The organism is Streptomyces viridiviolaceus (assembly GCF_014650995.1).
Taxonomy (GTDB): Bacteria; Actinomycetota; Actinomycetes; order Streptomycetales; family Streptomycetaceae; genus Streptomyces; species Streptomyces viridiviolaceus.
Genome location: NZ_BMWA01000019.1, coordinates 128,834 through 154,789, shown reverse-complemented (window position 1 = coordinate 154,789; position 25,956 = coordinate 128,834). Strand labels below are relative to the sequence as shown.

The window sequence follows — 25,956 nt, the reverse complement described above, 5'->3', positions numbered from 1 at the left end:
TGACCCGGTCTCAGCCGTCGCCGTCCCGCTTGGGCTTGTCGTCCTTGTCGTCGTCCAGGGACTTCAGGAACTCGGGATTGTCGTCCGGCGCGACCCACTGGCGCCGTCCGCCGCCCTGCCACGGCGAGCCGGTCACCGGCTGCCGCTTCTTCCCGGCGATGATCCACGAGATCGAGCCGACCAGCGGGAAGAGCAGCACGAGGATCGCCCACAGCGGCTTGGGCATGTGGCGGATGTCCTCGTCCTTCGTGCTGATGCAGTCGATGAACGCGTAGACGCTCAACGCCAGTGGCACGAGGAACATCAGCACCCGGAGCATGGGCCCTCTCCAACGGAAGCGGTGGGCGATACAGGTCGATACAGGGTCGGTACGGGGCCAGCGTAACCGCTCGGGGATACTGGACCGCATGGCTTACGACGATCTTCGCTCCCTGCTCAGGGCGCTGGAGCGCGAGGGCGACCTGAAGCGCATCAAGGCCGAGGTGGACCCGTACCTGGAGGTCGGGGAGATCGTCGACCGGGTGAACAAGGCCGGCGGCCCCGCCCTGCTCTTCGAGAACGTGAAGGGCTCCTCCATGCCCCTCGCGATGAACGTCTTCGGGACCGACCGGCGTCTGCTGAAGGCCCTCGGCCTGAAGTCGTACGGCGACATCTCCGACAAGATCGGCGGGCTGCTGAAGCCGGAGCTGCCGCACGGGTTCGTCGGGATGCGGGAGGCCTTCGGCAAGCTCGGCGCGATGACGCACGTACCGCCGAAGAAGGTGAAGTCCGACAACGCGCCCGTGCAGGAGGTCGTCCTGCACGGCGACGACGTCGACCTCGACCGGCTCCCCGCGCTCTTCACCTGGCCCAAGGACGGCGGCTCCTTCTTCAACCTGGGCCTCACCCACACCAAGGACCCGGAGACGGGCATCCGCAACCTGGGTCTGTACCGGCTCCAGCGCCACGACAAGCGCACCATCGGCATGCACTGGCAGATCCACAAGGACAGCCGCAACCACTACCAGGTGGCGGCCCGGCGCGGCGAACGGCTGCCCGTCGCCATCGCCTTCGGCTGCCCGCCGGCCGTGACGTACGCCTCCACCGCGCCGCTCCCCGGTGACATCGACGAGTACCTGTTCGCCGGGTTCGTGCAGGGCAAGCGGATCGAGATGGTCGACTGCAAGACCGTGCCGCTCCAGGTGCCCGCCAACGCCGAGGTGGTACTGGAGGGCTGGCTGGAGCCCGGCGAGATGCTGCCGGAGGGTCCGTTCGGCGACCACACCGGCTTCTACACGCCCCAGGAGCCCTTCCCGGCCCTGAAGATCGACTGCGTGACGATGCGGAAGCGCCCGCTGCTCCAGTCGATCGTCGTCGGGCGTCCGCCGACGGAGGACGGGCCGCTGGGCCGCGCGACCGAGCGCTTCTTCCTTCCGCTGCTGAAGATCATCGTTCCGGACATCGTGGACTACCACCTGCCGGAGGCGGGCGGCTTCCACAACTGTGCGATCGTGTCGATCGACAAGAAGTACCCCAAACACGCCCAGAAGGTGATGCACGCCATCTGGGGCGCGCACATGATGTCCCTGACCAAGCTGATCGTGGTCGTCGACTCCGACTGCGACGTGCACGATCTGCACGAGGTCGCCTGGCGCGCGCTCGGCAACACCGACTACGCCCGCGACCTCACGGTCGTCGAGGGGCCCGTCGACCACCTCGACCACGCCTCCTACCAGCAGTTCTGGGGCGGCAAGGCCGGCATCGACGCCACGAAGAAGTGGCCCGAGGAGGGGTACACGCGAGACGGTGGCTGGCCGGACATGGTGCTGTCCGACCCGGAGACGGCGGCGAAGGTCGACCGCCGCTGGAAGGAGTACGGACTGTGACGTCGGCTTCCGCCGCGCTGCCGCAGCAGCCGGGGCGCACGAAGGCGTTCCTCCGCCTGGTGATGATCGAGCACTCGGTCTTCGCCCTCCCCTTCGCCTACATCGCCTCCCTCACCGCGATGTTCCAGTGGGACAAGAACATCCACTGGGGCCGGCTGCTGCTGGTCACCGTCGCCATGGTCGGCCTGCGCACCTTCGCCATGGCGGTCAACCGGATCATCGACCGCGAGATCGACGCCCGCAACCCGCGCACCGCCCACCGGGAGCTGGTCACCGGCGCGATGTCGGTCAAGCACGCCTGGACCGGCGCGCTGATCGCCCTCGTCGTCTTCCTCGGCGCGGCGGCCCTGCTCAACCCGCTGTGCCTCGCCCTCGCGCCCATCGCGGTGATCCCGATGGTGGTGTATCCGTACGGCAAGCGGTTCACGAACTTCCCGCAGGCCATCCTGGGTCTCGCCCAGGCGATGGGCCCGGTCGGCGGCTGGCTGGCGATCAGCGGCAGCTGGTCCTGGGACGCGGTGATCCTCGGCCTCGCGGTCGGCGTCTGGATCGGCGGCTTCGACCTGATCTACGCCTGCCAGGACGTCGAGACGGACCGGAAGGTCGGCGTCATGTCGGTGCCGGCCCGGTTCGGCATCCCGGCGGCGATCTGGGGCGCCCGGGCGTGCCACACGGTGACCACGGCCCTGTTCGTCTGGTACGCCGTCGTCACCGACGCCGGTGCCTTCTTCTGGCTCGGCCTGCTGATCGTGGCGGGCGCGTTCGTGTACGAGCACACCATCGTGCGCCCGAACGACCTGTCCCGGCTGAACCGGGCGTTCTTCAGCGTCAACGGCTTCATCGGCATCGCCCTGTTCGTGTGCGCGCTGCTCGACCTGCTTGTTCGGGGCCTCACGGTCTGAAAACCCTGAGCCGACGGATAGGCTCGGCATCATGAAGCCAGGACAGACGCAGCGCGCGCCTTGGATCGTGGGGGTGTCGGGAGCATCCGGTACGCCGTACGCGGCGGCCGTGCTGCGGGCGCTGCTCGCGGCCGGCGAGGACGTCGACCTGGTGGTCAGCCGGGCCTCGCGGCTGACCCTGCTCGACGAGACCGGCATCTCCTTCCGCGACGCCCACTGGCAGGACGACCTGCGCGCATGGCTCGCGCGCGGGGCCGACGGGAAGCCGGGGACGTTCGACGTCGACATCTCCGGCGTACGGCACTGGAGCGCGGGCGACCTCGCGGCCGGGCCGTCCTCGGGGTCGTACCCGGCCAAGGGCATGCTGATCGTGCCCGCGTCCACGGCCTGCGTGGCCGGTGTCGCGCTCGGGCTGTCGAAGGACCTGTTGCAGCGGTCGGCGAGCGTGACCCTGAAGGAGGGGCGCAAGCTGGTCGTGGCCGTACGGGAGACCCCGCTGGACGGCCGGACGCTGCGGCACCTGGTGACACTGGACGACGCGGGCGCGACCGTGGTGCCCGCCTCGCCGGCCTTCTACGCGGGGGCGACACACATCCAGGACCTGGTGGACTTCGTCGCCGGACGCGTACTCGACGCGGCGGGTGTCGAGCACCACCTCTACCGCCGCTGGCGCGGCGAACTCGGCGGCGGGTCCCGCCCCGACTGACGCACCACCCGAGCACCACCTCCCCCCACACGTTTCAGGAACTCTCCAGACCTCTTCAGCACACTTCAGTGGAAGGCTTCGATCGCATGGACGCGGTGGACAGGCAGCTCATCCAGGCCCTGAGGGAGAACGGCCGGGCCTCCTACGCGGAGCTGGGACGCCTCGTCGGACTGTCGGGACCGAGCGTCACCGATCGCATCAACCGGCTGGAGGCGGCCGGTGTCATCACCGGCTACCGGGCCACCGTCGACGCCGCCTCGCTCGGACTCGGTGTCACCGCCCTGATCGGCATCTCGCTCTCCGACGCCGCCGACCACGAGGACGTGGCCCAGCGGCTGAAGGACCTGCGGGAGATCGAGGACTGCTGGTTCATCGCCGGCGACGACTCCTTCATGCTCAAGGTGCGCGCGACCGACGTGGACGGCCTGGAGCGGATCATCCGGCGGCTGTCCGGCACGAAGGGCGTCTCCCGGACCCGCACCACGATCGTGCTCTCCACCAAGTGGGAGAACCGGGTGGGAGAGCTGCCGGAGGAGGTCTGAGCCGCAGGGCGTACGGTTGACAAAGTCTGTCTCAGAAAGAGGTATCGGCATGGACGTCGGGCTCAAGCGCGAGCTGGAGGAGAAGGTCCGCTCCGGTGAGCGGCTGACCCGCGAGGACGGCATCGCGCTGTACGAGTCGGACGACCTGGCCTGGCTCGGCGGCCTCGCGCACGAGGTGCGGACGCGGAAGAACGGCGACGTCGTCCACTTCAACGTCAACCGCCACCTCAACATGACGAACGTGTGCACCGCGTCCTGCGCCTACTGCTCCTTCCAGCGCAAGCCGGGTGAGAAGGACGCGTACACGATGCGCATCGAGGAGGCCGTCAAGCTCGCCAAGGCGATGGAGGGCGAGAACCTCACCGAGCTGCACATCGTCAACGGGCTGCACCCGAACCTGCCGTGGCGGTACTACCCGCGCTCGCTGCGGGAGCTGAAGGCCGCGCTGCCGAACGTCTCGCTGAAGGCGTTCACCGCCACCGAGATCCACCACTTCGAGACCATCTCCGGGCTGTCCGCCTCCGAGATCCTCGACGAGCTGATCGACGCCGGTCTGGAGTCCCTGACCGGCGGCGGTGCCGAGATCTTCGACTGGGAGGTCCGGCAGCACATCGTGGACCACCGCACCCACTGGGAGGACTGGTCGCGGATCCACCGGCTTGCGCACGAGAAGGGCCTGAAGACCCCGTGCACCATGCTCTACGGCCACATCGAGGAACCCCGCCACCGCGTGGACCACGTGCTGCGGCTGCGTGAGCTGCAGGACGAGACGAACGGCTTCCAGGTCTTCATCCCGCTGCGCTACCAGCACGACTTCGTGGACATGAAGGACGGCAAGGTCAGGAACCGCCTTCAGGCGCGTACCCAGATGGCGACCGGCGCCGAGGCCCTGAAGACCTTCGCGGTCTCGCGGCTGCTGTTCGACAACGTCCCGCACGTCAAGGTCTTCTGGGTCATGCACGGCGTGCAGACGGCCCAGCTGGCCCTGCAGCACGGCGCCGACGACATGGACGGCTCGGTCGTCGAGTACAAGATCACGCACGACGCCGACAACTACGGCACGCCGAACAAGCTCACCCGTGAGGACCTGCTGGAGCTGATCCGCGACGCGGGCTTCCGGCCCGTCGAGCGCAACACGCGGTACGAGATCATCCGCGAGTACGAGGGTCCCGACGCCGCGCGTCGTGAATCTCCTCAGCCGATGAGGGTGTGAGATCGCTCCGGTCTCGTCATCGGGTGCGGGTGCGTGGGGGCTGGTCGCGCAGTTCCCCGCGCCCCTGAGGGACGTGCGGCGGACGCCCCTTTTCAGAGGCCCGGTGCACTGCGCGACCAGCCACGGACCACCCGTACCCGGCCCGGGTCCGAGCCCCCACGGCGGGTACCCGTAGTCCATGGCCACCGAGGACGACTACACCGCACAACCCTTCGTTCCGGACCACGGCGGTCTGGCCGCCCTGCGGGAGGCCGCGGCCGGCTGCCGCGGCTGCCCCCTGCACCGGAACGCCACCCAGACCGTGTTCGGGGCCGGCAAGGCGACCGCCCGCGTCATGCTCGTCGGCGAGCAGCCCGGCGACCAGGAGGACCGCCAGGGCAGGCCCTTCGTCGGCCCCGCCGGGAAACTGCTCGACCGGGCGCTGGCCGAGGCCGGCATGGACCCGGCGGACACGTACGTGACCAACGCGGTCAAGCACTTCAAGTTCACGCAGGCCGAGCCGCGCAAGCGCCGGATCCACAAGGCACCCACGCTGCGCGAGATGACGGCGTGCGGACCGTGGCTGGCCGCCGAGCTGGCCCTGGTGGAGCCCGAGCTGATCGTGGTGCTCGGCGCCACGGCGGGCAAGGCGCTGCTGGGGTCGTCGTTCCGGGTCACCGAGGTGCGTGGCACGGTGCTGGAGAGGGAGATCCACGGCCGTCCGGAGCGGCTGGTGCCCACGGTGCATCCGTCGGCGGTGCTGCGGGCGGAGGACCGGGAGGGGGCGTACCGGGGCCTGGTCTCGGATCTCAAGACGGCGGCGCAGGCACTTTAGTAATAGATACGATGGGGTCGTGTCCCTTACTTTCACGTTCGACCCCGCCGTCTCCCGCGACCTGCGCGACGGCATCCTCGACCTGTGGACCGACGTCTCCAACGCGGGCGGTTCCGTGGGCTTCGTGCCGCCCGTGGCACGGGAGGACATCCGCCCCGAGCTGGTCAGACACATGGTGGCCATGGCAGAGGGGCGCACCCGCCTGCTGGTCGGGCACGACGAGGAGGGCCGGGTGGCCGCCACGGCGTTCCTCGCCCGCAACACGCACCGCCTGATGACCCACTGGCTGTGGCTGTACACGGTGATGGTGCACCCCCGCCACCAGGGCCGGGGTTACGGCCGGGACCTCATGGCCGCCGCCGCGGACGCGGCCCGCGAGCTCGACGGCATCGAGGCGATACGGCTCACCTGCCGGGGCGGCCTCGGCCTGGAGCGGTTCTACGCCTCCTGCGGCTACAAGGAGGTCGGACGGGTGCCCGGTGCGATCCGGGTGGCGCCGGGCGACGACCGGGACGACATCATGATGCTGTTGCCGCTGCTCTGAGGCACCCCGCACCCCCGCCTGCGGGAGCCGAGCCCCGGCGTGCTTCACTGGACGGTGCCCCTTTGGGTACGTTCTGGCCTCCCCGAAACGGAAGAGTGGATTGCGATGCTCCGCTACACGCTGATGCGCCTCGGGATCTTCGTGGGCTGCCTCGTGGTCGTCTGGGGTCTCGTCTACGCCGGTGTGTTCCCCCGCGGTCTCGGCGACTCCAACGGCATGTGGATCATCCTGCTCGCCCTGCTGATCTCGGCCCCGATCAGCTTCGTGGCGCTGCGCAAGGAGCGGGACCGGGCCTCGGTGCAGGTCGTGCAGCGCGTGGACCGCATGAAGTCCAACCTCGAGGCCAGCCGCAGCCAGGAGGACGTGGTCGACGACGCCGCCCGGGCGCAGGGCCAGACCTCGTAAGCTTCCTCACACACGTGACCGCCCCGGTTTCCGGACACCCCGGAAACCGGGGCACTTTGCGTTTTACGGGAGAAAGCGGTGTCCGACCTCTCAAAGGCAGGCTATGGGAGTCTCAAAGCAATGGTGTTAAAGTCGTGTGCATGATGCCCGCAGCCGCGCCCGCCACACCGCCGAGCCTCGCGCTCGTGGCGCGCCTGCACGTGGACCTCTGCCGGTGCGCGTCCGCGACCTGTCGCCCCTGACGTCCCTCACCCCACCGTCCTCCACGTCAGCCCCTGCGCGTCCGTCCCCGCGTCCCGTCCCCTACGGAGTCTGTCCGTGTCCGCGAACACGAAGTCCGCGACGCCCGTCAAGGCGTCCTCCAAGCTGCCGAAGGTCCCCTTCTGGGCCCAAATAATCGCCGGTCTCGTGCTGGGCGTCCTGCTCGGCTGGCTGGCCCGCAGCCAGGACCTGTCCTGGCTCGTGACCACCCTGGAGAAGGTCGGCGGCACCTTCATCGGCCTGCTGAAGCTGGCCGTCGCCCCCCTCGTCTTCTTCGCGATCCTCGTCTCGATCACCAACCTGCGGAAGGTCAACAACGCGGCCCGCCTGGCGTCCCGCACCCTTCTCTGGTTCATGATCACGTCGCTGATCGCGGTGGCCATCGGCCTCGTCATCGGCCTGGTCACCAACCCCGGCGCCGGCACCGGCCTCACGCCGGCGGACGGTGCGAAGCCCGAGCACACCGGCTCCTGGATCGACTTCCTCACCGGCATCGTGCCGACCGACGTGATCACGCCGTTCACCGAGCTGAACGTGCTCCAGATCGTCTTCATGGCCGCCGTCGCCGGTATCGCCGCCCTCCAGCTGGGCGAGAAGGCCCAGCCGATCCTGAACCTGAGCGAGTCCGTCCTCGAACTCCTGCAGAAGGCCCTGTGGTGGGTCATCCGCCTGGCCCCGCTCGGCACCGTCGGCCTCATCGGCAACGCCATCGCCACCTACGGCTGGGACCTGATCGGCAAGTACGCCACCTTCACCGCCGACATCTACGTCGGCTGCGCGATCGTGCTGTTCGTGGTCTACCCGGCGCTGCTGGCGACCGTCGCCAAGGCCAACCCGCTGCAGTTCTTCAAGGGCGCCTGGCCGGCGATCCAGCTGGCCTTCGTCTCCCGTTCGTCGGTGGGCACCATGCCGCTGACGCAGAAGGTGACCGAGCGCCTCGGCGTGCCGAAGGAGTACGCGTCCTTCGCGGTGCCGTTCGGCGCGACGACCAAGATGGACGGCTGCGCCGCCATCTACCCGGCGATCGCCGCGATCTTCGTCGCCCAGATCTTCGACATCCAGCTGAACGTCGGCGACTACCTGCTGATCGCCTTCGTCTCGGTGGTCGGCTCCGCCGCCACGGCCGGCCTCACCGGCGCCACGGTCATGCTGACGCTGACCCTGTCCACGCTGGGCCTGCCGATGGAGGGTGTCGGTCTGCTCCTCGCGATCGACCCGATCCTGGACATGATGCGCACCGCGACCAACGTCGCCGGCCAGGCCCTGGTGCCGGTCCTCGTCTCGGCCCGCGAGGGCCTGCTCGACCGCAAGGCGTACGACGAGGCCCACAGCTCGCCGATCGACGAGGTGGAGCGGGAGCCCGAGCCGGTGCCGGTCGCCGCGTAGGCGCCGTTCTCCGGACCGTCCCGAACCCCGCTCACCGAGGCCGGTGAGCGGGGTTCGCCGTGTGCGGCCGACACCGCCGGGACGCGAACGTCCTGACCACGGCCGCACGGACCGTACGCTGATTCGCATGGGTGTTGGGAAGACCAAGCGGATGCCGCGCGCGGTCCGTGAGCAGCAGATGCTGGACGCCGCGGTGCGCACCTTCGGTCAGCGCGGGTACATGGCGGCGTCGATGGACGAGATCGCGGAACTCGCGGGCGTGTCCAAGCCGCTGGTGTACCTGTACCTGAACTCGAAGGAAGACCTCTTCACGGCCTGCATCCGCCGTGAGGCGCGGGCCCTGACCGAGGCCGTCCGCGCCGGTGTCCGCCCCGGTCTGCCCGCCGACGGACAACTCTGGTCCGGACTGCGGGCCTTCTTCACGCACACCGCCCGCAACCCGGACGGCTGGGCGGTGCTCCACCTGCAGGCCCGCACCCACGGCGAGCGGTTCGCCGCCGAGGTCGCGGCGATGCGCGAGGAGATCGTCGCGTTCGTGACGCAGCTGATCGCCGCCGCCGCCCGCGAGGCGCACCGTGACCCCGACCTGCCCGAGCGCGAGGTCGCCGGACTGGCCGAGGCCCTGGTCGGCGCCGCCGAGTCGCTGGCCGACTGGGCCAACGCGACGCCCGGTGCCTCGGCGAAGCAGGCGGCGGCGACCCTGATGAACTTCGCCTGGGCGGGCCTGGGCGACCTCATGGCGGGCCGCCCCTGGTCGGCGCCGGAGGGGGCCGAGGAGGAGCCGGTCGCTCAGGCCGGGTAGACGCTCCCCGTCAGATGGACCCGCTCACGCGCGTCCCGCAGCTCGAACAGCCCGCCGTCCGCCCCGTACGTCACCGCCCCCGGCAGCAGCACCGGCGCCCGGAACTCCGCCCGCACCGTGACCGCCTCCGGCGTCCCGTGCTCGGCGAGGCACCGCGCCACGGTCCACATGCCGTGCGCGATGGCCCGGGGGAAGCCGAACAGGCGGGCGGTGAGCGGGTGCAGGTGGATCGGGTTGCGGTCACCGGAGGCGGCTGCGTACCGCCGTCCGAGGCCGCCGTCGAGCCGCCACTCGGCCCGGGCGGGCAGCGGCGCCCGCTCCAGCCGGGGGGCGTCGCCGTCGGCCCGCCCGTCCGGGCGGTGCCGCGCGAGATAGGTGCTCCGCGACTCCCACACGACGTCCCCGCCGGTCCGCATCTCCGTCACCACCGCGGCCTCGGTGCCGCGCCGGTGCGGCACCAGCCGGTCGACGTACACGGCGAGGTCGTACTCCGCGCTCGCGGACATGGCCGCCCGCCGGGTGATGTCGATCGAGGTGTGGACGAGGCCGAGCAGCGGCAGCGGGAAGCCCCGGGCGCTCATCAGGCGCATGGCCGCCGGGAAGCCCAGCACATGCGGATGGGTCACCGGCAGCGTGTCCGCTCCGGCCGGGAACCCGCACACCCGCTCGTACGCGGCCAGCCGGGCGGCGTCCACGCGCAGGCCGGGCAGCAGCAGCCGGGTGCGGGGGAAGCCGGCGTCCGGGCGGGGCCGTTTGAAGGGGGACAGCAGGGCCCCGCGCGCGAGGAGCGGCGCCAGGGCGGGGGAGCCCGTCAGCGTGGTCGTGGTGCGCGTGGCCCCGGTGCCGGTGCGCTCGGTCATCACGCCCCCAGCAGGCTCTGGCCGCAGACCCGCACGACCTGGCCGTTGACCGCGCCGGAGGCCGGGTGGGCGAGCCAGGCGGTCGTCTCGGCGACGTCGACCGGCAGGCCGCCCTGGCCGAGGGAGTTCATCCGCCGTCCGGCCTCGCGGATGAGCAGGGGGACCGCCGCGGTCATCCTCGTCTCGATGAACCCCGGCGCGACCGCGTTCACCGTGACTCGGTGCTCGGCGAGCGCGCGAGGCGCGAGGGAACGGACCAGGCCGACGATCCCGGCCTTGCTCGCGCCGTAGTTGGTCTGGCCCGAGTTGCCCGCGAGTCCGGCGATCGAGGCCGTCGCCACGATCCGGCCGCCCCGCTTCAGAGCGCCCGACGAGAGCAGGGCGTCCGTGGTGCGCAGCACGCTCGCCAGATTGACGTCGAGGACCGAACTCCAGCGTTCGGCGGGCATGTTGACCAGGCGCCGGTCACGCGTGACGCCCGCGTTGTGGATCAGCACGTCCAGGCCGTCGGGCAGCGCGGCCGCGATCCGCTCGCCGGCGTCGGCGGCCGTGACGTCGAGGGCGAGGGCGGTGCCGTCGAGCCGGTCGGCGAGCGCCCGCGCCTCGGCCTCGGCCCCCGGCACGTCGAGGACGACGACCCGGGCCCCCTGTCCGGCCAGCGTCTCGGCGACCGCGGCGCCGATGCCGCGCGCGGCTCCGGTGACCAGGGCGGTGCGTCCGGTCAGGGGCTGCTCCCAGTCGTCGGGGGCGGTGACCTCCTCGTCCCCGACCTCGATCACCTGGCCGCTGACGTAGGCGGAGGCGGGGGAGAGCAGGAAACGGAGGGTGGACTCGGCGGCGGTGACGTCGGCGAGCCGGACGAGGTTCACGGTCCTGCCCCGCCCGATCTCCTTGCCGAGCGAGCGTGTGAAGCCCTCCAACGCCTGCTGTACGGCGGCCTGGTGGTGGTCGGCGGGATCCGGTGCCGCGCCGAGCACCACCACCCGGCCGCTCACGGCGACCGACCGCAGCACGGGGTGGAGGGCCGCGTGCACCTCGGCGAGCGTGTCGACGTCCCGGACGCCGGTGGCGTCGAGGACGACGGCGGTGGGGTCGTGCCCGGCGCCCGGGGTGAGGCCCGTGCGGGCCAGCACGGGTGCGAGGTCGAGGTCGGACGTGCCGGCCGTCAGGTGCAGCAGTCCGCCGTCGAAACGCGGGCGCCCCCCGGTGCGGCGGATCAGGGCCGCCGGCTGCGGCAGCCCGAGGCGGCGGGTCAGGAACCGGCCGGGCGCGGTGCCGGTGAAGCCGAGATAGCGGTCCGCCATGTCCTGTCTCCCGACGGTCGAGTCTTGCCCACCTGTGCTCACACGTGCTTACTCTGGAGTAATGTTACCGGAGGTAATCAGGAGTGCGTGTCACGGATGAGGAGCAGGTCGAGATGAGTCCCCTTGAGCCGCCGCGCGCCCGCCGGGTCGCGGTCGTCGGCGGCGCGCGCATCCCGTTCGCCCGCTCCGACGGGCCCTACGCCACCGCCTCCAACCAGGAGATGCTCACCGCCGCCCTCGACGGCCTGGTCGAGCGGTTCGGGCTACGGGGGCCGGGCGCGGTGGGCGAGTTCGTCGCCGGGGCGGTCCTCAAGCACAGCCGGGACTTCAACCTCGCCCGCGAGACGGTCCTCGGCTCGGCGCTGGACGCGCGCACTCCCGCGTACGACGTCCAGCAGGCGTGCGGCACCGGGCTCCAGGCCGTGATCGCCGCCGCCAACAAGATCGCCCTCGGCCAGACCGAGTCGGCGGTCGCGGGCGGCGCCGACACGGCGAGCGACGCGCCCCTGGGTGTCAACGACGCCCTGCGCAGGATCCTGCTGGAGGCCCGTAGGGCGAAGTCCGCCGGCGCCCGCCTCAAGGCCCTCGCCGGGCTCCGCCCGGCCCACCTCGTCCCCGACGTCCCGCGCAACGCCGAGCCGCGCACCGGCCTGTCGATGGGGGAGCACGCCGCCGTCACCGCCCGCGCCTGGGGCATCACGCGCGAGGCCCAGGACGAACTGGCGGCGACGAGCCACCGGCGACTGGCGGCGGCCTACGAACGCGGCCTCTTCCGGGACCTGGTCGTCCCCTTCCGGGGACTGGCCCGTGACCAGAACCTGCGTCCGGGCTCGACGGTGGAGAAACTGGCCGCGCTGAAGCCGGTGTTCGGCCTGGACGCGCCCGACCCGACCATGACGGCGGGCAATTCGACCCCGCTGACGGACGGCGCGGCGACGGTCCTGCTCGCGAGCGAGGAGTGGGCGAAGGCCCGCGGCCTGGAACCGCTGGCATATCTGACGGCGTACGAGACCGCGGCCGTGGACTTCGTCGGGGGCGATGTCGCGGGCGGCGAGGACGGCCTGCTGATGGCGCCGGCGTACGCGGTCCCGCGGATGCTGGAGCGCGCCGGACTCGGCATGGAGGACTTCGACCTCGTCGAGATCCACGAGGCGTTCGCGTCCCAGGTGCTGGCCACGCTGGCGGCCTGGGAGAAGCGGGGCCTGGCCCCGGTGGACCGCGCCCGCCTGAACGTGGCCGGCTCCTCCCTGGCCACCGGCCACCCCTTCGCGGCGACGGGCGCCCGGATCGTGGCGACGCTGGCCGCACTGCTCGCGGAGCGGGACGGTCCCGGGCGCGGCCTGATCTCCGTCTGCGCGGCCGGCGGCCAGGGCGTCACGGCCATTCTGGAAAGAACGTGACCTACCCGCAGGTAACCCCCGAGACTGCACACCCCCGGCGCCGGACCATCCCCGAACCCGCACGAACTCCCCACGCCAGCCCCGTACGATCCCGTTCCTGACCGCCGGTGCCCCCCTGTCCGCGGGGCCGGCGCTGAACGCCTCGGCGCGCGAGGCACGTACGTCATGCAGCAGAGCAGTGTCGCCGCTGCACGTCCCAGGAGCCGCCCGTGTCCACCCCGCTTCCCTCGTTCGCCGCCTCCGCCGCGTTCGCCGACGCTCCCGCCCCCACCCTCGTGGAGCCCGAGACGCGGCGGCTGGACGGGACCGTACGGGAGGCGTACGTACCGCCGTTCGCCCCACCGGTGCGCCACGGCTCCCTCGCGGACCTGCCGTTCGACAACGCGCAGGCGGTCCCGGACCGCGTGGTGCTCAGCCGCAAGCTGCCGGACGGCACCTGGACGGACGAGACGGCGGCGGAGTTCGCCGACCAGGTGCTGGCCGTGGCCAAGGGAATGATCGGCGAGGGCCTGATGCCGGGCGACCGGGTGGCGATCATGGCCCGTACGACCTACGAGTGGACGCTCCTCGACTTCGCCGCCTGGGCCGCCGGTCTGGTGACCGTCCCCGTCTACCCGACGTCCTCCGTCTACCAGACCCGCTGGATCCTCCAGGACTCCGGCGCCGTCACCCTGGTCACCGAGACCTCCGCCCAGGCAGCCGCCCTCGGCCCCGAACTCGAACACCTCCCCGACCTGCGGAACCTGTGGGTGATGGAGAAGGGCCACGTGGACCGGCTGGCGGAGCTGGGCGCGCAGGTGCCGGACGCCGAAGTGGCCGTACGCCGCGGCATGCTGAGCCCCAGCACGCTCGCCACCCTCATCTACACCTCCGGCACGACGGGCCGCCCCAAGGGCTGCGCGCTGACCCACGGCAACTTCTTCGCCGAGGTGGACAACGCCATCGAGCTGCTCTACCCGGTCTTCAAGGCGACGACCGGCGAGGAGCCCTCGATCCTGCTCTTCCTGCCGATGTCCCACGTCTTCGGCCGCATGGTCGCCATCGCCTGCGTCCGCGCCCGGGTCCGTCTCGGCCACGCCCCGAGCCTGAAGGCGGACGACCTGCTCCCGGACCTGGCGGCCTTCCGGCCGACCTGTCTGCTGACCATCCCGTACATGCTGGAGAAGGTCTTCAACGCCGCCCGCGCCAAGGCAGAGTCGGGCGGCCGGGGCCCGGTCTTCGACCGAGCGGTCTCCGTGGCCGTGCGGTACGGGGAGGCGCAGGAGGACCGCCACGCGGGGAACGGCAGCGGCCCCGGCCGCGCGCTGAAGACCCAACGCGCCTTCTACGACCCCCTGGTCTACCGCAAGATCCGCAACGCCATGGGCGGCCGGGTCCGCTACGCCATCTGCGGCGGCTCCCCGCTCGGCCGCCGCCTGGCCGCCTTCTACGCCGGGGCGGGCATCGACATCTTCGAGGGGTACGGCCTGACGGAGACCACGGCGGCGGCCACGGTGACGCCCCCGCTCAAGCCGCGCCTGGGAACGGTGGGCTGGCCGCTCCCGGGCACCCGCATACGGATCGCCGCGGACGGCGAGATCCTGGTCGCCGGAGAACAGGTCCTGCACGGCTACTGGGACCCGCAGGCGGGCGGAGTGGTCCCTGCCGCCCCCGACGGCTGGTTCCCCACCGGCGACATCGGCAGCCTGGACGACGAGGGCTACCTGACGATCACCGGCCGGAAGAAGGAACTGCTGATCACGGCGGGCGGCAAGAGCGTGGCCCCGGCCCCGCTGGAGAACTGGCTGCGCTCCCATCCCCTGATCTCCCAGTGCATGATCCTCGGCGACCGCCGCCCCTACGTCACGGCCCTGTTCACCCTCGACCCCGACGGCATCACCCACTGGCGCCGCATGAACGGCAAGCACCCGGTGCCGCCGGAGCTGCTGACCGACGACGAGGAGGTCAGGGCGGTGCTGCAACGGGCGGTCGACGAGGCCAACAAGCTGGTCTCCCGCCCGGAGTCCATCCGCCGCTTCGCCGTCCTCCCGCGGGACTTCACGGAGGTGGACGGCCACCTGACCCCGTCGATGAAACTCCGGCGCGAGGCGATCGAGCGGGACTTCGCGGCGGCGGTGGAGGGACTGTACGAGGGGTAGCCGGCGCCGGCCTCAGCGGCGGGCGATCAGGCACGCCTGCGGGACCTTCGAGGAGGTGTCCTCCTCCTGCACGCGCACCGTCCGCGACAGCACGGTGAAGCCGGCCTGCTCCAGCAGCTCCGCCATCCGCTCCGGCCGCCGCCGCTCGAAGTCCAGGGCGACCGGGTGGCCGAAGGGCCGGTCGTGGCGGAGGGGTTCGTCGCCGACCTGGAAGGCGAGTAGCAGGTGGCCGCCCGGAGCCAGCACGCGCCACAACTCCCCGAAGAGGTCCGGCATCCGCTCCCACGGCGTGTGGATCGACGAGTAATAGGAGACGGCGCCCGCGAGCGCGCCGTCGGGCAGGTCGAGCTCCAGCATGGAGCCCTGTTCGAACCGCAGGCCCGGGTTCTCGCGGCGCGCGATCGTGAGCATCGCGGCGGACAGGTCGAGGCCGAAGATCCGCAGGCCGAGCGAGGCGAGGTGGGCGGTGACCCGCCCGGGCCCGCAGCCGAGGTCGGCCACCTCCCCCTCCGGTCCCACCAGTTCGGCGAAGGCGGCCAGCAGCGCGCGGTCCAGCGGGGCGTCGGCGAGCGCGGTGCGGAAGCGGTCGGCGTAGTCCTCGGCGATGGCGTCGTAGAAGGTCCGCGTGGTGTTCAGGAAGCCGGTGTCGTCGGTCATGGCGCGGACCCTAACGGCACCCACCGACAGCAGCGCCTCATTCCAGCCCCGCCGCCCGCAGCGCCGCCGTCACCGCCGCCGCCCCGAGCACCACCACCACGAACGGCGCCCGGCGCCAGGCCAGTACGCCACCCGCCAGCACCCCCGCCGGGCGCGCCCACCCGGCGAAGCCCCCGCCCTCCGTCAGCGCGCCCGTGGCCAGCAGCGCGACCAGCAGGACCACCGCGCCGGCGGACAGCAGCTCCTGGGCCCGGGCCGGGAGGGTGACCCGTCCGTGCAGCACCGGGCCGACCAGACGGAAGGCGTACGTCCCGACCGCCAGCACCAGGATCACGGCGAGCGTCGCGCTCATGCCGACCGCCTCCGTCCCCGCGTGCCGTACAGGAACAGGCCGGTCAGCGCCAGCAGCACCGGCACCCCCGGTGGGACGGCGGGCGTGACCGCCAGGGCCAGCGCGGCACCGGGCAGGGCCGCCCGGCGCAGACCGGCGTCCCCCCGCAGGGCGGGCAGGACCAGGGCGACGAGCACGGCGGGGAAGGCCGCGTCCAGGCCGTACGTCGCCGTGTCGCCGAGCGCGCTGCCGGCCAGCGCCCCCAGCAGCACGCCCGTGTTCCACACGGCGAACAGCCCGACGCCCGACAGCCAGAACGCCGCCCGCCGCCGTGCGGGGTCCGGCTGGGCGAGCGCGAAGGCCACGGTCTCGTCGGTGACCAGATGGGCGCCGAGCAGACGGGCCACCCGTCCCCGGCCGATGGTCTCCGCGACCGCCAGGCTGAAGGCCGCCGTGCGGGTGTTCAGCAGCAGGCCCGTGACCGCGGCGGCCACCGGCCCGCCCCCGGCGAGGAGCACGCCGACCGCGCTGAACTGGGCGGAGCCCGCGTACACGACCAGCGACATCAGCACCGGCACCCACACCGGCAGGCCACCGGCCACGGCGATCGCCCCGAACGACACGCCGACGATGCCGCCGGCGACGGAGACGAGGCCCACGTCTCTGAGCAGTCCGGGGTCCCGGAACTGCCGGCCCAGGGGAGTGGAAGGGGTTGGCTCGGTCCGCTCTGTCGAACGCATGTTTTCTACAATGAACACAGCACGCCGTGTTCGTCAAGCCGAACGATCGTACCTGTGGAGCGAACGCCAATGTCCGACCGGCCGGAACAGCCCGCCCGTCTGCCCCTCGACTGGATCGCCGCTTCCCTGCGCCGTGAGCGCACCCGGGCCGGACTGTCCCTGTCCGAGCTGGCCAAGCGGGCCGGCATCGCCAAGTCCACGCTGTCGCAGCTGGAGGGGGCGGGCGGCAATCCGAGCGTGGAGACGCTCTGGGCGCTGGCGGTGGCCCTGGGCGTGCCGTTCAGCGCGCTGGTGGAGCCGCCGGCGCCCGCGGTGCGGGTGATCCGGGCGGGTGAAGGGCCCCAGGTCGCCTCCGAGCAGGCCAACTACGTGGCCACCCTGCTGTCCGCCAGCCCGCCCGGCGCGCGGCGGGACATCTACCGTCTGCGGGCCGAGCCGGGCGCGGCCCGCGAGTCGGAACCGCATATCCCGGGAACGGTCGAGCACCTGATCGTCAGCGCCGGACGCCTGAAGGCGGGGCCGCGCGGAGAAAGCGTCGAGCTGCATCCCGGCGACTACCTGACGTATCGCGGCGACGTGCCGCACGCGTACGAGGCGCTCGTGCCGGGCACGGCATTCGTGCTGATCATGCAGCACGTGTGAGAGGAATTCATCGAGAATTCAGGAACCCGTCGATACCGGGTGGCCGAAAAGGGCAGGAGCCCCGTCGCCGAAACGGCGCGGGGCTCCTTGGGTACTGCTGTCAATCAGACAGGAGTGACATTCTCCGCCTGCGGGCCCTTCGGGCCCTGCGTGACGTCGAAGGACACCTGCTGGTTCTCCTCGAGGGACCGGAAGCCGGTCGCGTTGATCGCGGAGTAGTGGACGAAGACGTCGGGGCCGCCGCCTTCCTGGGCGATGAAACCAAAGCCCTTTTCGGCGTTGAACCACTTCACGGTTCCGGTAGCCATAAGCCCTCCTTGGGCTCAAAGGGTTGCCCTGCTCCAGAACCAGCAAGTGTGAAGACCAATTCCGCACAACTGCATATGTCTGAGAATGACGAGAGCCCGCGGTCACATGCTCCGCAGGCTCTGTACTGCAAGGGAAACCAAACTGCAACTTGCTGTGAGCCTAGCACGCGGGCACCCGAAAGCAACAGAGGTCAAGATCACTTCACCCGAATGTTTGAACGCATGTGCCGTTCGGCCGATGGCGGGGGCCGCCGCCGGGCGGGGTCCGGGTGAGGGCTAGCCTCACGATGTGGACAATTCTCGCACCCGGCCGCGCGTCGGCCACATCCAGTTCCTGAACTGCCTGCCCCTGTACTGGGGGCTCGCGAGAACGGGCACGCTCCTCGACTTCGAGCTGACGAAGGACACCCCTGAGAAGCTCAGCGAGCAGCTGGTGCAGGGAGACCTCGACATCGGGCCGGTCACCCTGGTCGAGTTCCTCAAGCACGCCGACCGACTGGTCGCCTTCCCCGACATCGCCGTCGGCTGCGACGGCCCGGTGATGAGCTGCGTGATCGTCTCGCAGGTCCCGCTGGAGCGGCTGGACGGCGCCCGGGTCGCCCTCGGGTCGACCTCGCGCACCTCCGTCCGCCTCGCCCAGCTGCTGCTCGCCGAGCGCTTCGGCGTCCAGCCCGACTACTACACCTGCCCTCCGGACCTGAGCCTGATGATGCAGGAGGCCGACGCGGCCGTCCTCATCGGCGACGCGGCGCTGCGCGCCAACATGCTCGACGGGCCGCGCTACGGCCTCGACGTGCACGACCTGGGCGCGCTGTGGAAGGAGTGGACGGGCCTGCCGTTCGTCTTCGCGGTCTGGGCGGCCCGGCGCGACTACCTGGAGCGCGAGCCGGTCATCACCCGCAAGGTCCACGAGGCGTTCCTCGCCTCGCGCAACCTCTCCCTGGAGGAGGTCGGCAAGGTCGCCGAACAGGCGGCCCGCTGGGAGGCGTTCGACGAGAGGACGCTGGAGCAGTACTTCACGACCCTCGACTTCCGCTTCGGGGCCCCGCAGCTGGAGGCGGTCACCGAGTTCGCCCGCCGTGTCGGCCCGACCACGGGCTTCCCGGCGGACGTGAAGGTGGACCTGCTGCAGCCCTGATCCGTACGAGACGGTACGAGGTCGTACGGGGGGCCTTTCGCGGGCGGCCCACTACCCTGCTGGCAGGCACTGGCCGGCGTACGGGGGAGGGGTGGACGCCATGCGGCCGCTCGAAGTCGACGAACCCACCGTCGTGGGGCCCTACCGGCTGCTCGGCCGGCTGGGCTCCGGCGGCATGGGACGGGTCTACCTGGGGCGCAGCGCCGGCGGTCGCACGGTCGCCGTGAAGATCGTGCATCCGCACTTCGCGCTGGACGAGGAGTTCCGGGCCCGGTTCCGCCGCGAGGTCGCGGCCGCCCGCCGGGTCGGCGGGGCCTGGACCGCCCCCGTGCTGGACGCCGACCCCGAGGCGCGTGTGCCGTGGGTCGCCACGGCGTACGCGGCCGGCCCCTCCCTGACGTCGGCGGTCGCGGACGGCGGCCCGCTGCCGGCGCACACGGTACGGGCACTGGGCGCGGGCCTGGGCGAGGCGCTGGCGGCCGTGCACGACCTGGGCCTGGTGCACCGGGACGTCAAGCCCTCCAACGTGCTGCTGACCCTCGACGGCCCCCTCCTGATCGACTTCGGCATCGCCCGCGCCACTGGGGGCACCTCCCGGACGGAGTCTGGGGGAGGCACCGCCTCCCTGACCTCCACGGGCGTGTCGATCGGCTCGCCCGGCTACATGTCGCCCGAGCAGATCCTCGGCAAGGGCGTGACGGGCGCGGCCGACGTGTTCTCGCTGGGCGCCGTCCTCGCCTTCGCCGCGAGCGGAGAGCCGCCCTTCCCCGGCGATTCCTCGGCCGCGCTGCTGTACAAGGTCGTCCACGAGGAGCCGGAGCTGGACGGACTGGACGGGGACCTGCGGGAACTGGTGGGCGCGTGCCTGGCCAAGGACCCCGGCTCCCGCCCCGCGCCCGCGGAGGTCGCCCGGCGCCTGGCCCCCCGGGGCGCGGCCCACCTCGTCACGGGCGGCTGGCTGCCGGGGGCGCTGGTGGAGCGGGTCAGCCGGAGTGCCGTACAGCTGCTGAACCTGGAGGCGGCGGGGGAGGACCCGCCGTCCGGGCCGGTGGGGTTCAGCAGCCCCTCGGTGGGCGCGCCGCGGACGGACGCCGGGCCGGAGCCGTCCGGGGTGTTCGGACCGGCGCCGGTGATGCCCACGCCGACGGTGGTGCCCACGCCCACAGTGATGCCGTCGCCGTCGCCGTCGCCGTCGCCGTCGGCCGGAGCGGTTCCCGGGCCCCGGGACGGCGGCGGCCCGTCTCCCGGCAGGCTGTCGCTCTCCGTGGCGGCCACCGCCACACCCCACGGCGACGGACGCCGGGGCCGCAGGCTGAGCTGCACGGTGGCCCTCGCGGTCGCCGGGGCGCTGGCGGCGGTGACCGTCGGCTCGGTGTTCGTCTTCGACCTGCTGCCGGGCGGCCACCGGGACACCGCGAGCGATGCCGACGGCTCCCCGTCGGCGAGCGCCCCCTCCGGCCCCGGGGCGGGCGGCGGTCAGAAGAGCGCCGTTCCCGCCGCCTACCTCGGCACCTGGGAGGGTCAGGCCGTCGCGCGTGACGGCAAGCTGCCGCTGGGCACCTTCCGCCTGACCGTCCGCGAGGCCGAAGCGGGCGCGAAGCTGGGCACCCTGCGCCACACGGACATCTTCGGCGGCACGTGCGACGACGTGCTGACCCTGAAGCAGGTGACGGACAAGCAGGTCGTCGCGAGCGCCGTCGGAGCCGACGGCAACCGCAGCGTCTGCAACCAGGCGCTCCACACGGTCCGCCTCACCCCCGTCGGCGACGACCTGCGGTACGAGTCGGACAGCAAGGAGTCGGGGCGGCCGGAGGCACGGATGTCGAAGATCGAGTAGTCGACGGGTGCCCGGCGCCTCCGCGCCGGCCGAAGGCCACCTTGGGCGCCGGGTACTTCCCGGCCGCCCACAGGAACGGGAACTGGCCGCCCACAGGAACGGGAACGGGCTCGTGCACCCGCCCTTGCGTCGGCAGTCTCGGTCCCAGCCGCTGCGCCGCCCGGGCCCGAAGGCGGCCGCGCCGACCAGCCCGGCGACCACGACCACGTACCCGGAGGCCGGTCGGGGCGGGGCCGCCACGGCCCACGCCGGCGAACGCGCCCGGTCCATCCGGGACGGCGGTGCCGCGTCTACCCCGGCACCACGACCGTCCGCAGCTCCCCGTCCCCGAGGTGCAGCATGCCCTTGCCCGGCGCCACCTGACCGCCGACCATGCTGCGGGACAGGCGCAGGCCGATGAGGTCGCCGCTGGAGGACTCCTGCGGGGAGAGCAGGATGCCGCGGCGGGCCTTCTTGGCGTCGACCTGCCAGCCTGAGAAGCCGCTGCAGACGTCCTCCTCGTCACCGGCGATGACGAGCGCGAGACCGCGTTCGGCGCCCCGGGAGACGATCTTCTTCATCTGGCTCGCGGCGTCGCAGTCCTCCAGGATCTCCGCGTCGTCGACGAGCACCGCGATCGGCTCCTCCGGCGTGGCCTCGTCGATCAGTTCCTCGAGGTCGTCCTCGTCGATGTCGTCGCCGGTGAAGACCTTCAGCACGCCGTCGGTGCCGTCCAGTTGACGCAACGGCGACTGGCGGGGCGCCGCGATCACCAGTCGGGTGCCCTGGGCCAGGAACGAGTGCGCGAAGTTCATCAGCACCGTCGAGCGGCCGGACTTGGCGGGCCCGCCGATGACGAACGCCGGTACGCCGTCGGTGAGGTCGGGACCGAAGCCCACGATCTCGTCGCCGCCGATGCCGGCCAGCGCCCACAGCTTCGACCGGGACGCCTCGGGGTCGCGCATCTCCCACGCCTCGGCGAAGGACAGGCGGCTGGGCAGGCTGTCGACGCGGAACGGGCGCCGGGCACGCGGCACATCGGCGTCACGGGCCGCGGCGGCCTCGCCGATCGCGGTCAGCGCCGCGGCCTGGCCCTGGCCGGTGGTGTCCTCGGCGAGCAGCGCGAACTGCGTCTCCGTACCGGCCTCGTTGCGGAAGGCGCGGCCCGGCGGGATCTCCTCGGGCACCTTGCGGGCGGGGATGCCGAGCGACGAGAAGTCGCTGCGGTCGGCCAGACGCAGACCGTACTTGTCCTCGGTGAGGGTCGCGATACGGCCGACGAGGAGGGTCCGGTCGCCGGTGAGGACCAGGTGGATGCCGACGCTCGCGCCCTCGCGCATCATCGTCTGCAGCTCGTCGGTCAGCGAGCCGTGGTCGATCTCGCCGAGGGTGGGCACCCAGCCCTCCCAGCGGTCCAGCAGCACCACGATGTGCGGCAGCCGCTCGTCCGCGGCGACCGCGGCCCGCTGCTCGCCGATGTCGGCGAAGCCCTTGTCCGCCAACAGGTCCTGCCGACGGGACAGTTCGCCCTTGAGCCGGTTGACCAGCCGGACCACGCGCTCGGTCTGGTTGCGGCCGACGACCGCGCCGCAGTGCGGCAGCCGGGTCAGCGCGTTGAGCGCCCCGTTGCCGCAGTCGATGCCGTACAGGTGGACGTCCGCGGTGGAGTGGGTGCGGGCCAGCGAGCCCGCGATCGTGCGCAGCACCTGGGAACGGCCGCTGCGCGGGGCGCCGCCGATCATCAGGTGCCCGAAGGAGGCGAAGTCGATCACGACCGGGCGGCGGGCCTGGTCGGACGGCAGGTCCTCGATGCCGTACGGGGCGGGCGGCAGCTTCCCCGGGGCCGCAGCGAGGGCCGCGGCCGGCATCTCGATCTCGTCCAGCAGCAGCGTCTCGTCGAGCGCCGGCAGCCAGGGGCTGTGCTGCGCCGGAATACCGAGGGCGCTGTTGGCGTCCCGCACCGCGTCGACGAGCACCTTGAGGTCGGTGATCTCGTCGTCCTCGCGGGCCTCGGCCTTCGGCTTGCTCAGCGCCGCCCGGCCCAGGTCCTCCCAGCTCAGCGGGCTCACCCAGGGCGCGAGGGCGGCCGGGTCGGCGGCACCGGGCCGACGGCCTCCGACCCGGCCGGACTGGAAGGGGACCAGGGAGGCGTGGCCCAGCCGGGCGTAGGCGCGGCCGGGCGTGCTCTTCGCGATCTGCCCGGCCTCGGGCGAGTCGATGACGTCGGTCGACTCACCGGCGTCCGTCACGCGCAGCGCGATGCGGAGGTTGGTGTTGGCCCTGATCTCGGGGGAGACGACACCGCTGGGCCGCTGCGTGGCGAGCAGCAGGTGGATGCCGAGGGAACGGCCTCGCTGGGCGATGTTGACCAGGCCGGTCACGAAGTCGGGCAGGTCCCGCACCATGGACGCGAACTCGTCGATGACGATGAGGAGCCGGGGCACCGGAGCGTGCGAGGGGTCCCGCCGGACCAGGTCCTGGTAGTCCTCGATGTCCTTGGCGTCGGCGGCGGCGAGGATGTGCTCGCGCCGCTTCAGCTCGGCACCCAGCGACTCCAGCGCACGCTCGACGAGGTGGGCGTCGAGGTCGGTGACCATGCCGACGGTGTGCGGCAGCTTCACACAGTCCTTGAACGCGGACCCGCCCTTGTAGTCGACGAGGACGAAGGTCATGTTCTCGGGGGTGTTGGCGACGGCCAGCGCGGCGACGATCGTCTGGAGCAGCTCCGACTTACCGGAACCGGTCGTACCGGCGATCAGGCCGTGGGGCCCGTCCTTGCGGATGTCGATGCCGAAGGGACCGTCGTACGACTCACCGATGACGGCGAGCGTCGACTGCCCGCCCATCCGCCAGCGCGCACTGATCGCGTCCGGCGTCGGCGGCTCCAGCTGGAGCACGTCGAGGAGCCGGCTGGAGCCGGGCAGCGCCGAGTCCTCGGTCTCGCCGCTGATGTCCCGCAGCGGGGACAGCGACCGGGCGAGCCGCAGACACCAGGCGGCGGTGACGAAGTCGGGCCGGACGTTCGGGATGCGCTCCGCACCCGCCTCCTCGACCCGGAGCCGCAACTTCTCGACACGGGCCTGCTGTTCCGGCTGGGACGCGGCCCCGGTGTGCCAGGCCTGGAAGGAGGGGAACCCGCCGACCACCTGCTGCGGCTGCTGCTCCTGCCGCGCCGGGTCGGTCTCCTCGGCCTTGGGCTCGGCGACGACGAACGCCTGGCACTCGCCGGGCAGGAACCGCTCCTCGGCGTCGAGGCAGAGGGCGTACATGGACACGGACGGCCCCTCGCGCAGCAGCCGCACCACCCCGGGCAGGGACCGCAGCCGACGCGAGCCGTCCCAGACGACGACGATGTCCGGATCGCCGAACGTCGTCCCCTGTCCGCGGTTCTGCTCGGCGGCCTTCTTGCGCGCGTCGAGGATCTGCGTCAGCTCGCCGATGCGGGCACCGACGGTCTCGGCGTCGGTGCCGATGAGGACGTTCACGTCCTGACCGCCCGAGGGCCGGGCATGCGGCAGCCACCGCACCCAGTCCCACTCGCTCTGCGCGGAGTTCTCGCTCAGCACGTAGAACTGCACGTCCATGGGACTGTGCAGCGCGGCGGTCTGCGCGACGGCCCAGCGTCCGAGGGCACGGGCGGAGTCCCCGGGCCCGGCGACGCCGATGACGCCGAGGGAACGCAGGGACAGGGCTACGGGAGCGTCCTCGATCTTCCAGGTGACCTGACGGCGGTGGTCGTCCTGCTCGGGGTCGTCGAGGACCACCTCGGAGGGCAGCCGGCCGGTCCCGAAGCGCACGAGCAGATGGTCGCGGTCGTTACGCCGGCGCTCCCACAGCCGGGTCCGCGGCCCGGTCCCGACGGACAGCACGGTCGCCGGATCGGGAATGGCGTGCCGCCGGTCGTTGCGCTCGACGACCAGCGCGTCCTGGGCGTCCTTCTCGATCCGCTCCTTCTGCTCCTTGTACTCCTTGACCTGCTTGGCGTGGGACTTGCGCCCGTGCTTCTTGTCGTTGAAGTACTGGGCGAACAGGATGAACGGGCTGAGCGCCGCCATGATCAGGTAGTACCAGCGCTGGAAGATCATCACCGAGACGACCGCCCCGACCAGTGGCGTCAGCGCCATCAGCCAGGGCAGCGGCCGGGCCTCGAACTCCCGGGGCGGCGACGGCAGTCGGAACGTCGTCTGCCGCTCCGGCGGACGCAGCCGAGGCGGGCGGTTGTAGTCGAGCCCGATGCCGTCGTCGGACCACTTGAGGGCGGCATCGGGCGGGGAGTACCGGGCGAGTTCGACGAGCGAGTTCCCCAAGGCGATCTGCCCGCCGAGCGGCCAGTCGTCCCCCTCGCGGTCCTTCATGGACTCGCCGTCGAGGGTGACGCCCTCCTTGTCGGCGTGCACGGCGACCTTGCAGGTGCCGTCGGTGGCGACGGAGAGGGTGAGCGCGCGGGCGTCGAGCTCGGGGTCGTCGATCCGGACGTACGCCGCCGGCCCGCTGCCGATGTCGTACTTCCCGACTCCGAGCCGGTGCACGAACCCGGCGGCGGGACCGCCGACGACGCGCAACTCGACGAGCCCGCTGGGCTCTCCGGGCAGACACCCGGACGGATCCTGGAGGCTGACGACGGCACCCTCGCGCAGCGGCGACCCGATGACCGTGGCCGAGGGGTCGACGGCGTACCCGTCGACGTAGACGAGGGGCGCGTTGCCGGCCGGGGCGGCCTGGCGCTGGTGCCCGATGGGGATCACCTGTGCCCCGCTGACACCGACCTGCTTGGCCAACTCCTGTGCGATGTCCCCCACGGTGGACTCAGGATCGGCATCGAGCACGACGTCGGCGGTGCCTCCACCGAACGGGTCGACGACGGTCAGAGTCAGTCGCACGCTTGTCCTCCCCAGACACCCCTGCGGCCGCTTCCACAACGCGGGTCACAGTTCAGGCGACGATATCCGCTGGGCGTCGCGGTGGGGCAACGGGGAGGCGACGAGATGTTCCCGATGGCAACGTCGTACACGGCCTCACGACGGCTTGTTCACAAAGCGGGGATGTGACACCACAAGTCACACCCGTAAGCTGCTTGCTCAAGAGCGGACGATCACACCGGTTTTCGCATGCCGACGGCCGGCTGTCCGGTCCGCAAACAGGGAGCCACGGGGGTTGGCCCTGCGGCGTGTTGAGAGGGAGC

At 71.9% G+C, this 25,956-nt stretch carries 23 protein-coding genes; 15 read left to right on the top strand and 8 right to left on the bottom strand.

Annotated features, from left to right (window positions below; all coding sequences use genetic code 11):
• Window positions 1-10: 10 nt before the first annotated feature.
• Complete coding sequence (locus IE260_RS26925; RefSeq protein WP_189876253.1) at window positions 11-319, bottom strand: PLD nuclease N-terminal domain-containing protein; 309 nt, start codon at window positions 317-319, stop codon at window positions 11-13.
• 88 nt (window positions 320-407) lie between these two features.
• On the opposite strand from IE260_RS26925, the gene IE260_RS26920 reads away from it, so the two are divergent.
• The 10 genes from IE260_RS26920 (at window position 408) to IE260_RS26875 (ending at window position 9,440) form a co-directional block, all read left to right on the top strand.
• On the top strand, window positions 408-1,865 hold the full coding sequence (locus IE260_RS26920) for a menaquinone biosynthesis decarboxylase (protein ID WP_189876251.1): 1,458 nt from the start codon (window positions 408-410) through the stop codon (window positions 1,863-1,865).
• On the top strand, window positions 1,862-2,767 hold the full coding sequence (mqnP, locus tag IE260_RS26915) for a menaquinone biosynthesis prenyltransferase MqnP (RefSeq protein WP_189876248.1): 906 nt from the start codon (window positions 1,862-1,864) through the stop codon (window positions 2,765-2,767). The genes IE260_RS26920 and mqnP overlap by 4 nt, the downstream gene beginning before the upstream one ends.
• 31 nt (window positions 2,768-2,798) lie before the next feature.
• On the top strand, window positions 2,799-3,473 hold the full coding sequence (locus tag IE260_RS26910) for a UbiX family flavin prenyltransferase (protein WP_189876246.1): 675 nt from the start codon (window positions 2,799-2,801) through the stop codon (window positions 3,471-3,473).
• Window positions 3,474-3,559: 86 nt separating this feature from the next.
• Window positions 3,560-4,015 (top strand): Lrp/AsnC family transcriptional regulator, encoded by a 456-nt coding sequence (locus IE260_RS26905; RefSeq protein WP_188184788.1) that lies wholly within the window; start codon window positions 3,560-3,562, stop codon window positions 4,013-4,015.
• Between the two features lie 49 nt (window positions 4,016-4,064).
• Window positions 4,065-5,228: an aminofutalosine synthase MqnE gene (gene mqnE, locus IE260_RS26900; protein WP_189876244.1), complete on the top strand. Its 1,164-nt coding sequence runs from the start codon at window positions 4,065-4,067 to the stop codon at window positions 5,226-5,228.
• Between the two features lie 178 nt (window positions 5,229-5,406).
• Window positions 5,407-6,042, top strand: a complete 636-nt coding sequence (locus IE260_RS26895; protein ID WP_189876242.1) for a UdgX family uracil-DNA binding protein — start codon at window positions 5,407-5,409, stop codon at window positions 6,040-6,042.
• A 19-nt stretch (window positions 6,043-6,061) separates the two neighbouring features.
• Complete coding sequence (locus IE260_RS26890) at window positions 6,062-6,586, top strand: GNAT family N-acetyltransferase (RefSeq protein WP_189876240.1); 525 nt, start codon at window positions 6,062-6,064, stop codon at window positions 6,584-6,586.
• Between the two features lie 105 nt (window positions 6,587-6,691).
• Window positions 6,692-6,991: a DUF4229 domain-containing protein gene (locus IE260_RS26885; protein WP_189876238.1), complete on the top strand. Its 300-nt coding sequence runs from the start codon at window positions 6,692-6,694 to the stop codon at window positions 6,989-6,991.
• A 312-nt stretch (window positions 6,992-7,303) separates the two neighbouring features.
• The gene (locus IE260_RS26880) at window positions 7,304-8,638 is read left to right on the top strand and encodes a dicarboxylate/amino acid:cation symporter (RefSeq protein WP_189876317.1); all 1,335 of its coding nucleotides are present in this window, start codon (window positions 7,304-7,306) and stop codon (window positions 8,636-8,638) included.
• A gap of 127 nt (window positions 8,639-8,765) precedes the next feature.
• Window positions 8,766-9,440: a TetR/AcrR family transcriptional regulator gene (locus tag IE260_RS26875; RefSeq protein ID WP_189876236.1), complete on the top strand. Its 675-nt coding sequence runs from the start codon at window positions 8,766-8,768 to the stop codon at window positions 9,438-9,440.
• Here IE260_RS26875 and IE260_RS26870 read toward each other — a convergent pair.
• Window positions 9,428-10,300 (bottom strand): MaoC family dehydratase, encoded by an 873-nt coding sequence (locus IE260_RS26870; RefSeq protein WP_189876234.1) that lies wholly within the window; start codon window positions 10,298-10,300, stop codon window positions 9,428-9,430. The two genes, IE260_RS26875 and IE260_RS26870, sit on opposite strands and share 13 nt — an antisense overlap.
• Complete coding sequence (locus tag IE260_RS26865; protein WP_189876231.1) at window positions 10,300-11,604, bottom strand: 3-oxoacyl-ACP reductase; 1,305 nt, start codon at window positions 11,602-11,604, stop codon at window positions 10,300-10,302. Before IE260_RS26865 ends, IE260_RS26870 begins: the two co-directional genes overlap by 1 nt.
• A gap of 113 nt (window positions 11,605-11,717) precedes the next feature.
• On the opposite strand from IE260_RS26865, the gene IE260_RS26860 reads away from it, so the two are divergent.
• On the top strand, window positions 11,718-13,004 hold the full coding sequence (locus tag IE260_RS26860) for an acetyl-CoA C-acetyltransferase (RefSeq protein ID WP_189876229.1): 1,287 nt from the start codon (window positions 11,718-11,720) through the stop codon (window positions 13,002-13,004).
• Between the two features lie 209 nt (window positions 13,005-13,213).
• The gene (locus IE260_RS26855) at window positions 13,214-15,142 is read left to right on the top strand and encodes an AMP-dependent synthetase/ligase (RefSeq protein WP_189876227.1); all 1,929 of its coding nucleotides are present in this window, start codon (window positions 13,214-13,216) and stop codon (window positions 15,140-15,142) included.
• Window positions 15,143-15,154: 12 nt separating this feature from the next.
• Here the strand turns inward: IE260_RS26855 and IE260_RS26850 are convergent, their stop codons facing one another.
• The 3 genes from IE260_RS26850 to IE260_RS26840 are packed head-to-tail and all read right to left on the bottom strand — an operon-like array spanning window position 15,155 to window position 16,870.
• On the bottom strand, window positions 15,155-15,799 hold the full coding sequence (locus IE260_RS26850) for a class I SAM-dependent DNA methyltransferase (RefSeq protein WP_189876225.1): 645 nt from the start codon (window positions 15,797-15,799) through the stop codon (window positions 15,155-15,157).
• Between the two features lie 37 nt (window positions 15,800-15,836).
• Window positions 15,837-16,151: an AzlD domain-containing protein gene (locus IE260_RS26845; protein ID WP_189876223.1), complete on the bottom strand. Its 315-nt coding sequence runs from the start codon at window positions 16,149-16,151 to the stop codon at window positions 15,837-15,839.
• Entirely contained in the window at window positions 16,148-16,870 is a 723-nt protein-coding gene (locus tag IE260_RS26840) for an AzlC family ABC transporter permease (protein WP_189876221.1), read from the bottom strand. Before IE260_RS26840 ends, IE260_RS26845 begins: the two co-directional genes overlap by 4 nt.
• 69 nt (window positions 16,871-16,939) lie before the next feature.
• Here IE260_RS26840 and IE260_RS26835 point away from each other — a divergent pair, with 69 nt between their 5' ends.
• The gene (locus tag IE260_RS26835; RefSeq protein WP_189876219.1) at window positions 16,940-17,512 is read left to right on the top strand and encodes a helix-turn-helix domain-containing protein; all 573 of its coding nucleotides are present in this window, start codon (window positions 16,940-16,942) and stop codon (window positions 17,510-17,512) included.
• 104 nt (window positions 17,513-17,616) lie between these two features.
• Here IE260_RS26835 and IE260_RS26830 read toward each other — a convergent pair whose 3' ends face one another.
• Window positions 17,617-17,820 (bottom strand): cold-shock protein, encoded by a 204-nt coding sequence (locus IE260_RS26830; protein WP_004984723.1) that lies wholly within the window; start codon window positions 17,818-17,820, stop codon window positions 17,617-17,619.
• Window positions 17,821-18,109: 289 nt separating this feature from the next.
• On the opposite strand from IE260_RS26830, the gene IE260_RS26825 reads away from it, so the two are divergent.
• Together IE260_RS26825 and IE260_RS26820 are read left to right on the top strand one after the other, a co-directional pair.
• The gene (locus tag IE260_RS26825; RefSeq protein ID WP_189876217.1) at window positions 18,110-18,958 is read left to right on the top strand and encodes a menaquinone biosynthetic enzyme MqnA/MqnD family protein; all 849 of its coding nucleotides are present in this window, start codon (window positions 18,110-18,112) and stop codon (window positions 18,956-18,958) included.
• A 100-nt stretch (window positions 18,959-19,058) separates the two neighbouring features.
• Window positions 19,059-20,795, top strand: a complete 1,737-nt coding sequence (locus IE260_RS26820) for a serine/threonine-protein kinase (protein ID WP_189876215.1) — start codon at window positions 19,059-19,061, stop codon at window positions 20,793-20,795.
• Between the two features lie 290 nt (window positions 20,796-21,085).
• Here IE260_RS26820 and IE260_RS26815 read toward each other — a convergent pair whose 3' ends face one another.
• Window positions 21,086-25,654 carry an FtsK/SpoIIIE domain-containing protein gene (locus IE260_RS26815; RefSeq protein ID WP_189876213.1) on the bottom strand — a complete coding sequence of 1,523 codons (4,569 nt, stop codon included), beginning with the start codon at window positions 25,652-25,654 and terminating at the stop codon, window positions 21,086-21,088.
• Between the last annotated feature and the right edge of the window lie 302 nt (window positions 25,655-25,956).